This is a genomic window from Bradyrhizobium tropiciagri (assembly GCF_018130545.1).
GTDB lineage: Bacteria > Pseudomonadota > Alphaproteobacteria > Rhizobiales > Xanthobacteraceae > Bradyrhizobium > Bradyrhizobium tropiciagri_A.
Window position 1 is genome coordinate 144,357 of record NZ_JAFCKF010000002.1, and the last position, 13,454, is coordinate 157,810.

Genomic DNA, 13,454 nt, shown 5'->3' on the forward strand with positions numbered 1-13,454 from the left:
GGATACCGCGAGAGCGCGCTAGCCGAGCTCCTTGCGCACGGTCGCGAACACCTTGCGGAACATGTCGGTCGTCAGCACGCCGGTGTTCGTGTTGTAGCGCGAGCAGTGGTAGCTGTCGTAGAGCTTGAATTTGGCCGCGCTATGCACTGCACCGTGCACAAAGGGCGCCGCGGCCAGGCGAATGTCCAACGCCCGCAATGTTGATTCGTGCGCGATTCGGCCGAGCAGCACGATCGCGCGCAGCTTCGGCATCGTCGCGATGGTGGCGCGGAGGAATTGCCGGCAGGTGTTGATCTCGGCCGGCAGCGGCTTGTTCTGCGGCGGCACGCAGCGCACCGCGTTGCTGATCCGCGCGTCGACCAGCTTCATGCCATCGTCCGGGCGCGCCTGATAGACGCCGCTGGCGAAGCCGTATTCAAGCAAGGTCGCGTAGAGCAGGTCACCGGCGTAATCGCCGGTGAAAGGACGGCCGGTGCGGTTGGCGCCCTGCATGCCGGGCGCGAGCCCGACGATCAGCAGCCGCGCATTCGGATCGCCGAACGATTCCACCGGCGAGTTGAACCAGGCCGGATTGCGGGCGCGGGCTTCTTCGCGGAAGTCGGCCAGCCTGGGACAGAGCTGACAGTTGCTGTCGGGACGCGTCGCAGCAGTGACGAGATTACTCGTCGAAATCGTCATCGGCTCCCCGTGGGGCCATGGTGGTCGCGCGCTGCAGGAATTGCGGGGAATGGTGACGCGGTTCGCGGGGTTCGCGCGGGGCCGGACGTTCGGACGGATCGCGGCCAAGCTTGGATTGCAGCTCGACGAGATCGGTGAAGACGTCGGCCTGGCGGCGCAACTCGTCGGCGATCATCGGCGGCTGGCTGGCGATCGTGGAGATGACGGTGACGCGAACACCGCGGCGCTGCACGGCCTCGACCAGCGAGCGGAAGTCGCCGTCGCCCGAGAACAGGATCATCTGGTCGATGTGCTCGGCGAGTTCCATGGCATCGACGGCAAGCTCGATGTCCATGTTGCCCTTCACCTTGCGGCGGCCGCTGGCGTCGATGAATTCCTTGGTCGCCTTGGTGACGACGGTGTAGCCGTTGTAGTCGAGCCAATCGATCAGCGGACGGATCGAGGAGTACTCCTGATCCTCGATGATCGCCGTGTAGTAGAACGCGCGAAGCAGCGTGCCGCGACTCTGGAATTCCTTCAGGAGGCGCTTGTAGTCGATGTCGAAGCCGAGCGTCTTTGCGGTTGCGTAAAGATTCGCTCCGTCGATGAAGAGCGCGATCTTGTTGGAAACAGGTGACGACATCAAAGTGTTCTCGCGTGGTTGTTAGTGTTCTTAGCGCGGCGGTGATCAACCGCGCGCAATTTCCGGCGTTGCTGCCTAAAGTTCAGTGAATCTTTCCCCACGACAGTCACCACCGCAATTATGGTGAGGCGAGGGCAAAAAGCCTAGACCTTTGACATTGCAATCGAGAGATTTACTTGTCCGGGACAGCAACCAAGCCATGTCGTCAGACGCTCCGGCCCTTCTGGCCCCGGCAGACCGGGTTATCAGAGCCTGTTGGGAAGGCAAATCACAAATTTTACCTTGCGAAACTGAGGCTAGCCCTATAACTAACCCTCATAACCTACATGTTCGGTCCCTTTTACCACGGAGCGCCTCGAGATGGCTCGCGTCACCGTCGAAGATTGCATTGATAAGGTCGACAATCGTTTCGACCTCGTCCTGTTGGCTGCGCACCGCGCTCGTATGATCTCGTCGGGATCGCAACTCACGGTTGACCGCGACAACGACAAGAACCCGGTCGTTTCGCTGCGGGAGATTGCCGATTCGACGATCTCGCCGGAAGACCTGAAAGAGGAACTCGTGCACTCCTTGCAGAAGTTCGTCGAGGTCGACGAGCCCGAGCCGGACACCGTGCCGCTGATCGGTTCCGCCGGTGCCAGCGTCGATGCCGACGACACCGAGGTCGCGGTCGAGCGGATGACCGAGGAAGAGCTGCTGAAGGGCCTCGAGGGCCTCGCGCCCCCGGAAGAGCAGCCCGAGGAAGACGAGTAAGCGCGTCGTTCAGCTCTTCGTTTGGAATGGATTTGAAAAAGGCCCGGACATTGCTCCGGGCCTTTGCTTTTGTTGACAATTTCGCTGTTACGGTGCGTCCTATGCGGGCGCGGGAATTTGAATGGTTCCAGGGCCCGCACGGGGTGCAGCTTCATTCAAAAGCGCACTAGATTGAGGAAGAAGGGACATCCGGTCCCGCGCGAGAGGCAGCGAGTACATGGCGTATCGACGCCGCAGTTCCATCCAGATGCAGGCTGCAACCGAAACGGTCGCGGTGGCGCCGGCGTCGTCCGCGGCGGAGAGGCCGGCCAAGCCGCGGACGCGCATGATGCGGCAATATGACCTCGTCGAGCGCGTCCGTTCCTATAACCCCGACACCAACGAAGACCTGCTGAACCGCGCCTATGTCTACGCGATGAAGGCACACGGCACCCAGACGCGTGCCTCCGGCGATCCCTATTTCTCGCATCCGCTCGAAGTCGCCGCGATCCTCACCAACCTCAAGCTCGACGACGCCACCATCGTGGCCGCGCTGCTGCACGACACGATCGAGGACACCGAGGCGACGCGGGCCGAGATCGACCATGTGTTCGGCCACGAGATCGGCGCGCTGGTCGAAGGCCTCACCAAGCTGAAGCGGCTGGAACTGGTGTCGCGTGAGGCCAAGCAGGCCGAGAATCTGCGCAAGCTGCTGCTGGCGATTGCCGACGACGTCCGCGTGCTGCTGATCAAGCTCGCCGACCGCCTGCACAACATGCGGACCATGGAGTTCATGCCGCCGGCCTCGCGCCGCCGCATCGCCGATGAGACGCTGGATATCTATGCGCCGCTGGCCGGACGCATGGGTATGCAGGAGATGCGCGAGGAACTCGAGGACCTGTCGTTCTTCGTGCTCGATCCCGAGGCCTATGCGGTGGTTCAGCAGCGGCTCGATTCCCTGGCCGAGCGCAACCGCAACCTGATCGGCGAGATCGAGACCCAGCTCTCCAAGAACCTACAGAAGAACGGCATCACCGCGCGGGTGTTCGGCCGCCGCAAGCAGCCGTTTTCGATCTGGACCAAGATGGAGCGCAAATCGGTCGGCTTCGAGCAGCTGTCCGACATCTATGGCTTCCGCGTCATCCTCGACGATGTCGGCGCCTGCTACCGCGCGCTCGGCATCGTGCACACCACCTGGCCGGTGGTACCGGGCCGCTTCAAGGACTACATCTCGACCCCGAAGCAGAACGACTATCGGTCGATCCACACCACCGTGATCGGGCCCGGCAAGCAGCGCGTCGAATTGCAGATCCGCACCGAGGAGATGAACCAGATCGCCGAGTTCGGTATCGCCGCGCATGCCTTCTACAAGGAAGGGGCGGGCTCGCCGCACGAGCGGCTGAAGCATGAGTCCAACGCCTTCGCCTGGCTGCGCCACACCATCGGCATCCTCTCGGAGAGCTCCAATCCGGAAGAGTTCCTCGAGCACACCAAGCTCGAGCTGTTCCACGACCAGGTGTTCTGCTTCACCCCGAAGGGCAAGCTGATCGCGCTGCCTCGCAACGCCAACGTGATCGACTTCGCCTATGCGGTGCACACCGGCGTCGGCAACAGCGCGGTCGGCTGCAAGATCAACGGCAAGTTCGCGCCGCTGTCCTCCGAGCTGCAGAACGGCGACGAGGTCGAGGTCTTGACCTCGAAGGCGCAGTCGGCGCCGCCGTCGGCCTGGGAAGCGCTCGCCCGCACCGGCAAGGCGCGCGCCGCGATCCGCCGCGCTACCCGCGATGCGGTGCGCGACCAGTATGCGGGCCTCGGCCGCCGCATCGTCGACCGCCTGTTTGCCCGCGCCAAGATCGAATATGCCGACGACAAGCTGAAGGGCGCATTGCCGCGGCTCGCGCGCACCTCGATCGAGGAGGTGATGGCCTCGGTCGGTCGCGGCGAGATCAAGGCGTCCGACGTCGCGCGCGCGATGTATCCCGACTACAAGGAAGAGCGGCTGGTGCGCTACGGCGCCAAGAAGGGGCTCGCCGCCAAGCTGAAGACGCAGAACCCGCCGCATCCGGCGCGCGCCACCTCGGTGATCCCGGTGCGCGGCATCAATTCCGACCTGCCGGTGAAGTTCGCGCCGAACGGCGGCGCCGTGCCGGGCGACCGGATCGTCGGCATCGTCACGCCGGGCGAGGGGATCACGATCTACCCGATCCAGTCGCCGGCGCTGAAGGATTTCGAGGAGGAGCCGGAGCGCTGGCTCGACGTCCGCTGGGACATCGACGAGACCATGCCGCAGCGCTTCCCGGCGCGCATCCTGATCCACAATGTCAACGAGCCCGGCAGCCTCGCCCAGATCGCGACCGTGATCGCCGAGCACGACGGCAATATCGACAACATCCACATGTCGCGCCAATCGCCTGACTTCACGGAGCTGACCATCGATCTTGAGGTCTATGACCTCAAGCATCTGCTCGCTATCATCGCGCAGTTGCGCGCCAAGGCCGTCGTTGCAAAGGTCGAGCGCGTCAATGGGTGATTTGTCGTCGTTGCCGGGCTTGACCCGGCAACCCACCTTCCCAACAACCCATCTTCGCTAGAAGATGGATGCGCGGGTCGAGCCCGCGCATGACAAGCTTTGCAGGTCAGAAGATGTCGAAGGCTCCTCCGCTCCGTCTTGGTATCAATGTCGACCACGTCGCGACCCTGCGCAACGCGCGGGGCGGGGCGCGGCCCGATCCGGTGCGGCTGGCGCTTGCCGCGATCGCGGCCGGTGCCGACGGCATCACCGCGCATCTGCGCGAGGATCGCCGCCACATCCGCGACGAGGACATGGCGCGGCTCAAGGCCGAGATCTCCAAGCCGCTGAATTTCGAGATGGCCGCGACCGACGACATGATGCGGATTTCGCTGGCCACCAAGCCGCACGCGGTTTGCCTGGTGCCCGAACGGCGACAGGAACTCACCACCGAAGGCGGCCTCGACGTGGTCGGCCAGCACAACGCGCTGGCGCCGTTCATCGCACGGCTCAATGATGCCGGCATCCGGGTCTCGCTGTTCATTGCCGCCGATCCCAGGCAGATCGAGATGGCCGCGAAGCTGAAGGCGCCTGTCATCGAGATCCACACCGGCGGCTGGTGCGACGCGGTGGTCGACGGCCACAAGGACAAGGCGGAGGCCGAGTGGACGCGGATCGTGACCGGCGCAAGGCTCGCGCAGGCGGCCGGGCTCGAGGTCCATGCCGGGCACGGGCTCGACTACGAGACCGCGGAGACGATCTCCGCGCTGCCCGAAATCCGCGAGCTGAACATCGGCTATTTCATGATGGGCGAGGCGCTGTTCGTCGGCATCGCGGAGACGGTGCGTGAGATGCGCGCGGCGATGGACCGCGGCCGCGCCAAGGTCGGCGCATGATCATCGGCATCGGCTCTGACCTGATCGACATCACCCGGGTCGCGAAGGTGATCGAGCGCCATGGTGAGCGCTTCCTTGATCGCATCTTCACCGACGCCGAGCGCGCCAAGGCGATGCGCCGCGCCAACAACGAGAAGATGGTGGTCGCGACCTACGCCAAGCGCTTCGCCGCCAAGGAGGCCTGCTCCAAGGCGCTCGGCACCGGTATCCGGCGCGGGGTGTGGTGGAAGGACATGGGGGTGGTGAACCTGCCGGGCGGGCGGCCGTCGATGCGGCTGACCGGCGGGGCACTGGCCCGGCTGCAGGAACTGACGCCCGAGGGCATGCAGGCGCAGATTGACCTTTCGATCACGGACGATTGGCCGCTGGCGCAGGCCTTCGTCATAATTTCGGCGGTTGCCCCGGCCAGATGAGCCGGCGGCGCCGGAATTTGCCGGAAAACTTCAGCAAACTAAAAAATCATTGATATTTCAATGAATTGCGAAGTTTTGAGGTGGCGATTGATTGCGCCCCTGCGAACAACCGTCTAAAACGCCGCAGGGTATATCGAGCGAGACGCGGATTCCGGGTTTAGACCGGAATTTGCCCTCAAGATCAGAATCAAGGCCATTTTCCTCACGCGAGGGCCGAGCGCTTCGCGCGAAGAGAACGTTCTGCCACCGCGTGGACATCAGGGCCCACGGGAATTGGGAAAGCAATGAGCGTGACCACCGGGACCAAATCTGAAAGCGGCTTGGGCGAAACCATCCGCGTCGTCATCCACGCCCTTCTGATCGCGCTCGTCATCCGCACCTTCCTGTTCCAGCCGTTCAACATCCCCTCGGGGTCGATGAAGGCGACGCTGCTGGTCGGCGACTATCTGTTCGTCTCGAAATATTCCTACGGCTATAGCCACTATTCGATCCCGTTCTCGCCGAACATCTTCTCGGGCCGCATCTTCGGCTCGGAGCCGAACCGCGGCGATATCGTGGTGTTCCGCCTGCCGCGCGATGACTCCACCGACTACATCAAGCGCGTCATCGGCCTGCCGGGCGATCGCATCGAGGTCAAGAACGGGCTGCTCTACATCAACGACGAGCCGATCAAGCGGGAGCGGCTGAGCGATTTCGTCGGTGAGGATCCCTGCGGCTCGGGGGATGCCACCACCCACGTCAAGCGCTGGAAGGAGACGCTGCCGAACGGCGTCAGTTATGAGTCGCTCGACTGCCAAGACAACAGCTATATGGACAACACCATCGTCTACACCGTTCCGCCCGGGCATTACTTCATGATGGGCGACAACCGCGACAATTCCACCGACAGCCGCTTCCTGTCGCAGGTCGGCTACGTGCCGTTCGAGAACATCATTGGGCGCGCCCAGATGATCTTCTTCTCGATCGCCGAGGGTGAGCAGGCCTGGATGATCTGGCGCTGGCCGTTCGCGGTGCGGTGGAATCGCCTATTCTCCATCGTGCGATGAACGACGATACCGCAGCCATCAACGACCAAGCGCCGCCCGGTGAGCCGAGCCAGACGCCTGCCGCCGACAGCACAGCCGCGCCGAAGAAGCGGCGCAGCAAGGCGGTCAAGGCCGCCGAGGCCAAGGCCGCGATCGCGGGCACCGAGGCGCGCATCGGCTACACTTTCACGGATCCCGCGCTGCTGACCACCGCATTCACCCATGTCTCGGCGCTGAAGCCCGCCACCCGCAACCGCGCCGACAGCTACCAGCGGCTGGAATTCCTCGGCGACCACGTGCTCGGGCTGATCGTCTCCGACATGCTGTTCCGGGCGTTCCCGAAGGCCGACGAGGGCGAGTTGTCGAAGCGGCTCGCCGACCTCGTGCGCAAGGAGAGCTGCGCCGACGTCGCCAAGTCGCTCGGACTGTTTGAGGACATCAAGCTCGGCATGGTGAAGGCGGTCGAGAGCGCGCGGCTGCGCAAGTCCGTGCTCGGCGATATCTGCGAAGCGGTGATCGGGGCGATCTTCCTCGACGGCGGCTACGAGGCCGCGCGCCAGTTCGTCGAGCGCAACTGGACCGAACGGATGCACAAGCTGCGCCGGCCGCTGCGCGATCCCAAGACCGTGTTGCAGGAATGGGCGCAGGGCAAGGGATTGCCGACGCCGGTCTATCGCGAGGTCGAACGCACCGGCCCGCACCATGATCCACAATTCCGCGTCGCGGTCGACCTGCCGGGCCTGGCTTCCGCCGAGGGCCTCGGCGGCAACAAGCGCGCGGCCGAGAAAGCAGCAGCATCCGCGATGATCGAACGCGAAGGCGTCGGCACCAATGACTGACGAAGCCAAGGCACAGGGGGACGCGACGCGCTGTGGCTTCGTCGCGCTGATCGGTGCGCCCAATGTCGGCAAGTCGACGCTGGTCAACGCGCTGGTTGGCTCCAAGGTCACCATCGTCTCACGCAAGGTGCAGACCACCCGCGCGCTGATCCGCGGTATCGTGATCGAGGGCAACGCGCAGATCATCCTGGTCGACACGCCCGGCATCTTCGCGCCGCGGCGCCGGCTCGACCGCGCCATGGTGTCGACCGCCTGGAGCGGCGCCCACGACGCCGATCTCGTCTGCGTGCTGCTCGATGCCAAGTCGGGCATCGACGAGGAGGCCGACGCGATCCTGGCCAAGCTCGAGAGCGTCGCGCATCCGAAGATCCTGGTGCTCAACAAGGTCGATCTCGTGCAGCGCGAGAAGCTCCTGGCGCTGGCGCAGGCCGCCAATGAGCGGATGCGCTTCGAGCACACCTTCATGATCTCGGCGCTGTCGGGCGACGGCGTTGCCGATCTGCGCCAGACGTTGGCCAAGATGGTGCCGGCGGGGCCGTTTCACTATCCCGAGGACCAGATGTCGGATGCGCCGATGCGGCATCTGGCGGCCGAGATCACCCGCGAGAAGATCTACAGCCATCTGCATCAGGAATTGCCGTACCAGTCGACGGTCGAGACCGACAGCTGGACCGACCGCAAGGACAAGTCGATCCGTATCGAGCAGACGATCTTTGTCGAGCGCGAGAGCCAGCGCAAGATCGTGCTCGGCAAGGGCGGCGCCACCATCAAGTCGATCGGCGCGCAGGCCCGCGCCGAGATCGCCGAGATCATGGGCGTGCCGGTGCATCTGTTCCTGTTCGTCAAGGTGCGTGAGAACTGGGGCGACGATCCCGATCGCTACAAGGAAATGGGACTGGACTTCCCCAAGGAATAGAGCCGGCATTTGTTAATGGACGTGCCCAAAGCGATGAACGTGCCCAGGAACGTGCTGTGGTTTGAAGTGCTGCTCTATCTGTCGCTGACGCTCGACGCGTTGTCGGTGGCATTCCAGGACCGCACGCCGACCGATGTCAGAACCGATCAGATGATCATGGGCGAGACGCTGACGGCCGGCTGCATGATCCTGCTCCTGATGTATTTCGTCCGGCTCGCCGCGCGACACCGCAAGAACTGGCCGCGCTGGGCGCTGGCCGCGATGCTGGTGCTGTCGGCGATCTCGCTGGTGCAGGTGATCGGCGACAAGGGCCTGGAGATCGACAGCGCCATCGAGATCGTGTCCTGCATTCTGACCTCGGCGGGGTTGTATTATTCCTTCACCGGCGACGCGCAGGGCTGGTTCAACGCGTAGGGCAGGTTAGCGCGTAGGGTGGGCAAAGGCGCTCTTGCGCCGTGCCCACCATCAAGTTTCCGGTGCGTGGTGGTGGGCACGCTACGCTTTGCCCACCCTACATGATACGCTCAACACCATGGAATGGACCGACGAAGGCATCGTGCTGGGCGTGCGGCGGCATGGCGAATCCTCCGCCATCGTCGAGCTGTTGACCCGCGAGCACGGCCGCCATCTCGGCTTGGTGCGCGGCGGCGCCAGCTCGCGGATGCGGCCGCTGCTGCAACCCGGCAACAGCGTCACCGCGGTATGGCGGGCGCGGCTCGACGAGCATCTCGGCATGTACGCGCTGGAGGGCACGCGGCTGCGGGCGGCGACGCTGCTGGCCTCGTCGCACGCGGTCTATGGCATCACGCATCTGGCGGCACTGGCCCGGCTGCTGCCGGAGCGCGATCCGCACGAAGATATCTACGAAATGCTGCAGGGGACGCTCGACGATTTCGACGACACTGGCGTGGCCGCCGTGCATCTGATCCGGTTCGAGCTCGCGATGCTGACCGAGCTCGGCTTCGGGCTCGACCTGGACAATTGCGCGGCCACCGGGGAGACCACCGACCTGATCTATGTGTCGCCGAAATCCGGCGGTGCGGTGTCCCGCTCAGCCGGCGAGCCGTGGCGCGACCGGCTATTGCCGCTGCCGGCATTCCTGCGGGAAGGCGAGGGCGGCGCCAACAGCTGGTCCGAGCAGGACCTGCTCGACGGCTTCCAGATCACCGGCCTGTTCCTGCTCCGCCATGTGCTCGAGCCGCGTGGGCAGGGCCATTCCGACGCCCGTGACGGATTTATCAACGCTGTCACCAGGCGGCGGAGCCGAACGGCGGTTCCGTAAGGCCGATTCGGGCCCTAAATTCCCGCTGATTCGCGGCTTGCCCGATTCACCGCCAAGGTTTAACGCCTCCCCATGGGAAAACGTCAGATGCCGCCGGAAAAGCCGGCCGAAATTCACGAGGTGCCGCTGCGTGATGCGCTCGAGGAGCGCTATCTCGCCTATGCGCTCTCGACCATCATGCATCGCGCGCTGCCGGACGCCCGCGACGGGTTGAAGCCGGTGCACCGGCGCATCCTCTACGGCATGGACCTGCTCGGGCTCGACCCGCGCGCCGCATTCAAGAAGTCGGCCAAGATCGTCGGCGACGTGATGGGCTCGTTCCATCCGCATGGCGACCAGGCGATCTATGACGCCATGGTGCGCCTGGCGCAGGATTTCTCCTCGCGCTATCCGCTGGTCGACGGCCAGGGCAATTTCGGCAATATCGACGGCGATAATCCGGCCGCCTACCGCTACACCGAAGCGCGCATGACCGAGGTCGCGCGGCTGTTGCTCGACGGCATCGACGAGGACGGCGTCGAATTCCGCCTCAACTACGACGGCCAGACCAAAGAGCCGGTGGTGCTGCCGGGCGGCTTCCCGAATCTGCTCGCCAACGGCGCGCAGGGCATCGCGGTCGGCATGGCGACCTCGATCCCGCCGCACAACGCCGCCGAGCTCTGCGACGCCGCGCTGCATCTGATCGAGAAGCCCGACGCCAAGTCGAAGGCGCTGCTGAAATGGGTCAAGGGCCCGGACTTCCCGACCGGCGGCATCGTGGTCGATTCCAAGGAATCGATCATCGAGGCCTACACCACCGGCCGCGGCTCGTTCCGCACCCGCTCGCGCTGGACCCAGGAGGAGGGCGCGCGCGGCACCTGGGTGGTGGTCGTCACCGAGATTCCGTGGCTGGTGCAGAAGTCGCGGATCGTCGAGAAGATCGCCGAGCTGATCAACGAGAAGAAGCTGCCGCTGGTGGCCGACGTCCGTGACGAATCCGCCGAGGACGTGCGGCTGGTCATCGAACCGAAGTCGCGCACCGTCGATCCGGCGCTGATGATGGAGTCGCTGTTCCGGCTGACCGAGCTGGAAAGCAAGATCTCGCTGAACCTCAACGTGCTGATCAAGGGCCGCATCCCGAAGGTGGTCGGCCTGGCCGAGTGCCTGCGCGAATGGCTCGACCATCTGCGCGACGTGCTGGTCCGCCGCTCCAACTTCCGCAAGGGCCAGATCGAGCACCGCCTCGAAGTGCTGGGCGGCCACCTCGTCGCCTATCTGAACCTCGACAAGGTGATCAAGATCATCCGCACCGAGGACGAGCCGAAGCCGGTGCTGATCAAGACCTTCAAGCTCACCGAGATCCAGGCTGAGGCCATCCTCAACATGCGGCTGCGCAATTTGCGCCGCCTGGAAGAGATGGAGATCCGAACCGAGGACAAGGATCTCCGCAAGGAGCTGAAGGGGATCGAAGGCCTGCTCGGCTCCGAGACTGAGCAATGGGCCAAGGTCGGTGATCAGGTCCGCAAGGTGCGCGACATCTTCGGGCCCAAGACGCCGCTCGGCAAGCGCCGTACCACCTTCGCCGATGCGCCCGAGCACGATCTCGCCGCGATCGAGGAAGCCCTCGTCGAGCGCGAGCCGTGCACCGTCGTGATCTCCGAGAAGGGCTGGGTACGGACGCTGAAGGGCCATGTCGAGGATCTGTCGGGGCTCGCCTTCAAGACCGACGACAAGCTCGAGCACTCGTTCTTCGCCGAGACCACCTCGAAGCTGCTGCTGTTCGCCACCAACGGCAAGTTCTACTCGCTCGATGTGGCAAAGCTGCCGGGCGGCCGCGGCCATGGCGAGCCGATCCGCATGTTCATCGACCTCGAGCAGGACGCCGCGATCATCTCGCTGTTCGTCAACAAGGGCGAGCGCAAGTTCCTGATCGCGAGCAGCGAGGGCCAGGGCTTCGTCGTCAAGGAAGAGGACTGCGTCGGCAACACCCGCAAGGGCAAGCAGGTGCTCAATGTCGAGATGCCGAACGAGGCCCGCGCGATCACGACCGTGATGGGCGATATGGTCGCGGTGATCGGCACCAACCACAAGATGGTGCTGTTCGGTCTCGACCAGGTGCCGGAGATGGCGCGCGGCCGCGGCGTTCGGCTGCAGAAATACACCAGCTCGGAGCTGTCCGACGTCGCGGTGTTCGACGCCAAGGCCGGCCTGACCTGGAAGGATTCCGCCGGCCGCGAGCACAGCATGACCATGAAGGAACTGGCCGACTGGCGCGGCAGCCGCGCCGACGCCGGCCGGCTCGCCCATGGCCTGCCGAAGTCGAACAAGTTCAATCGCGGCGTGGAGTAGTTGATCCGCAGGGCGGGTTCGGCGAAAGCCGTAACCCGCCGTTCGTATCGCGGCGCCTTCGACAAACGCGGTGTGATAGTATCCACATTTCACCGCGCTATAACCGTCGCCAACGATCTCGGGCGACGGTTGCCATGGCGCACAATCACAGTCACGACCACAGCGGTCATTCCCACGGCCATTCGCACGCCGGACACTCCCACGCCGGCCATTCCCACGCTGGGCATTCCCATGCCGGGCACAGCCACGCGCCCGCAAGTTTCGGCACGGCCTTTGCGATCGGTGCGTCGCTCAACACCGTCTTCGTCATCGCGGAGCTGATCTTCGGCTATTCCGCCAACTCCCTGGCGCTGGTCTCCGACGCCGTCCACAATCTCTCCGATGTCATTGCGCTGCTGTTGGCTTGGGCCGGGGCGTGGCTCGCCGGCCGGCGCCCGACCGACACCCACACCTATGGCTACCGCCGCGCCTCGATCCTGGCGGCGCTGTTCAATGCCGGGCTGCTGCTGATCGCGGTCGGCGGCATCGCGGTCGAGGCGATCAACCGTTTCCGCGAGCCGGCGGAGGTCGCGAGCTGGACCGTGGTCTGGGTCGCAGCGCTCGGCATCCTGATCAATGGCGGCACTGCGCTGCTGTTCATGCGCGGCCGTGACAGCGACCTCAACGTCCGCGGCGCCTATCTGCACATGGCGGCGGACGCCGGCGTCTCGTTCGGCGTCGTGGTCGCGGCGCTCTTGATCATGGCAACCGGCTGGCAGTGGCTCGATCCGGCGATCAGCCTGGTGATTGCCGCGGTCGTGCTGCTGAGCGGCTGGGAGCTTGCCCGCGACAGCGTCAACCTCGCGCTCGACGCGGTGCCGAGGGGCATCGACCTCAAGCAGGTGAGGGAGTATCTCGCCGCGCTCGAGGGCGTCACCGAGGTGCACGACCTGCACATCTGGGCGATGAGCACCAGCGAGACCGCGCTGACCGCACATCTGGTGCGGCCCGGCGGACACGACGACATCTTCCTGCATCGCGTCTGCGCGGAGCTCTCGGAGCGGTTCAGCATTCACCACGCGACGCTGCAGGTCGAGATCAGCAGCGAGACCTGCCGGCTGGCGCCGGCGGAAATGGTCTAGCCGCCGTCACCATCCACTCGCATTCAATTGATCGATCGAACCGTCTCCGCGTCTTCCACGGCCGCCGACGAGGCGGCACATTGCGGCCGCGGG

At 64.7% G+C, this 13,454-nt stretch carries 13 protein-coding genes; 11 read left to right on the forward strand and 2 right to left on the reverse strand.

Annotated elements, in window-relative coordinates; all coding sequences use genetic code 11:
* Nucleotides 1-18 precede the first annotated feature (18 nt).
* Together JQ616_RS07245 and JQ616_RS07250 are read right to left on the reverse strand one after the other, a co-directional pair.
* A complete protein-coding gene (locus JQ616_RS07245) occupies nt 19-678 on the reverse strand; it encodes a uracil-DNA glycosylase (RefSeq protein WP_212013352.1) in 660 nt (219 codons plus the stop codon).
* The gene (locus JQ616_RS07250; protein ID WP_050422617.1) at nt 659-1,300 is read right to left on the reverse strand and encodes an NYN domain-containing protein; all 642 of its coding nucleotides are present in this window, start codon (nt 1,298-1,300) and stop codon (nt 659-661) included. Before JQ616_RS07250 ends, JQ616_RS07245 begins: the two co-directional genes overlap by 20 nt.
* 360 nt (nt 1,301-1,660) lie before the next feature.
* Between JQ616_RS07250 and rpoZ the strand changes: the two genes are divergently transcribed.
* The 11 genes from rpoZ (at nt 1,661) to JQ616_RS07305 (ending at nt 13,361) form a co-directional block, all read left to right on the forward strand.
* A complete protein-coding gene (rpoZ, locus tag JQ616_RS07255; RefSeq protein WP_016844003.1) occupies nt 1,661-2,053 on the forward strand; it encodes a DNA-directed RNA polymerase subunit omega in 393 nt (130 codons plus the stop codon).
* Between the two features lie 217 nt (nt 2,054-2,270).
* The gene (locus tag JQ616_RS07260) at nt 2,271-4,562 is read left to right on the forward strand and encodes a RelA/SpoT family protein (protein WP_212013354.1); all 2,292 of its coding nucleotides are present in this window, start codon (nt 2,271-2,273) and stop codon (nt 4,560-4,562) included.
* 113 nt (nt 4,563-4,675) lie between these two features.
* Nucleotides 4,676-5,437 carry a pyridoxine 5'-phosphate synthase gene (locus JQ616_RS07265; RefSeq protein ID WP_212014723.1) on the forward strand — a complete coding sequence of 254 codons (762 nt, stop codon included), beginning with the start codon at nt 4,676-4,678 and terminating at the stop codon, nt 5,435-5,437.
* Nucleotides 5,434-5,850 (forward strand): holo-ACP synthase, encoded by a 417-nt coding sequence (gene acpS / locus JQ616_RS07270; RefSeq protein WP_021078359.1) that lies wholly within the window; start codon nt 5,434-5,436, stop codon nt 5,848-5,850. The genes JQ616_RS07265 and acpS overlap by 4 nt, the downstream gene beginning before the upstream one ends.
* Before the next feature lie 284 nt (nt 5,851-6,134).
* The gene (gene lepB, locus JQ616_RS07275) at nt 6,135-6,896 is read left to right on the forward strand and encodes a signal peptidase I (protein WP_212013356.1); all 762 of its coding nucleotides are present in this window, start codon (nt 6,135-6,137) and stop codon (nt 6,894-6,896) included.
* Nucleotides 6,893-7,714, forward strand: a complete 822-nt coding sequence (gene rnc / locus JQ616_RS07280) for a ribonuclease III (RefSeq protein WP_212013358.1) — start codon at nt 6,893-6,895, stop codon at nt 7,712-7,714. Before lepB ends, rnc begins: the two co-directional genes overlap by 4 nt.
* Entirely contained in the window at nt 7,707-8,630 is a 924-nt protein-coding gene (era, locus tag JQ616_RS07285) for a GTPase Era (protein WP_212013360.1), read from the forward strand. Before rnc ends, era begins: the two co-directional genes overlap by 8 nt.
* A gap of 33 nt (nt 8,631-8,663) precedes the next feature.
* Nucleotides 8,664-9,044 (forward strand): hypothetical protein, encoded by a 381-nt coding sequence (locus JQ616_RS07290; protein WP_212014724.1) that lies wholly within the window; start codon nt 8,664-8,666, stop codon nt 9,042-9,044.
* Between the two features lie 118 nt (nt 9,045-9,162).
* Nucleotides 9,163-9,912, forward strand: a complete 750-nt coding sequence (gene recO, locus JQ616_RS07295) for a DNA repair protein RecO (protein WP_212013362.1) — start codon at nt 9,163-9,165, stop codon at nt 9,910-9,912.
* Nucleotides 9,913-9,984: 72 nt separating this feature from the next.
* Entirely contained in the window at nt 9,985-12,240 is a 2,256-nt protein-coding gene (parC, locus tag JQ616_RS07300; RefSeq protein WP_212013364.1) for a DNA topoisomerase IV subunit A, read from the forward strand.
* A gap of 134 nt (nt 12,241-12,374) precedes the next feature.
* Complete coding sequence (locus JQ616_RS07305; protein ID WP_212013366.1) at nt 12,375-13,361, forward strand: cation diffusion facilitator family transporter; 987 nt, start codon at nt 12,375-12,377, stop codon at nt 13,359-13,361.
* Nucleotides 13,362-13,454: the final 93 nt, after the last annotated feature.

What these genes read in the sequence shown, in the direction of transcription:
- JQ616_RS07245 (WP_212013352.1), bottom strand. Translation starts at nt 678, where the DNA reads ATGACGATTTCGACGAGTAATCTCGTCACTGCTGCGACGCGTCCCGAC.
- JQ616_RS07250 (WP_050422617.1), bottom strand. Translation starts at nt 1,300, where the DNA reads ATGTCGTCACCTGTTTCCAACAAGATCGCGCTCTTCATCGACGGAGCG.
- rpoZ (WP_016844003.1), top strand. Translation starts at nt 1,661, where the DNA reads ATGGCTCGCGTCACCGTCGAAGATTGCATTGATAAGGTCGACAATCGT.
- JQ616_RS07260 (WP_212013354.1), top strand. Translation starts at nt 2,271, where the DNA reads ATGGCGTATCGACGCCGCAGTTCCATCCAGATGCAGGCTGCAACCGAA.
- JQ616_RS07265 (WP_212014723.1), top strand. Translation starts at nt 4,676, where the DNA reads ATGTCGAAGGCTCCTCCGCTCCGTCTTGGTATCAATGTCGACCACGTC.
- acpS (WP_021078359.1), top strand. Translation starts at nt 5,434, where the DNA reads ATGATCATCGGCATCGGCTCTGACCTGATCGACATCACCCGGGTCGCG.
- lepB (WP_212013356.1), top strand. Translation starts at nt 6,135, where the DNA reads ATGAGCGTGACCACCGGGACCAAATCTGAAAGCGGCTTGGGCGAAACC.
- rnc (WP_212013358.1), top strand. Translation starts at nt 6,893, where the DNA reads ATGAACGACGATACCGCAGCCATCAACGACCAAGCGCCGCCCGGTGAG.
- era (WP_212013360.1), top strand. Translation starts at nt 7,707, where the DNA reads ATGACTGACGAAGCCAAGGCACAGGGGGACGCGACGCGCTGTGGCTTC.
- JQ616_RS07290 (WP_212014724.1), top strand. Translation starts at nt 8,664, where the DNA reads ATGAACGTGCCCAGGAACGTGCTGTGGTTTGAAGTGCTGCTCTATCTG.
- recO (WP_212013362.1), top strand. Translation starts at nt 9,163, where the DNA reads ATGGAATGGACCGACGAAGGCATCGTGCTGGGCGTGCGGCGGCATGGC.
- parC (WP_212013364.1), top strand. Translation starts at nt 9,985, where the DNA reads ATGGGAAAACGTCAGATGCCGCCGGAAAAGCCGGCCGAAATTCACGAG.
- JQ616_RS07305 (WP_212013366.1), top strand. Translation starts at nt 12,375, where the DNA reads ATGGCGCACAATCACAGTCACGACCACAGCGGTCATTCCCACGGCCAT.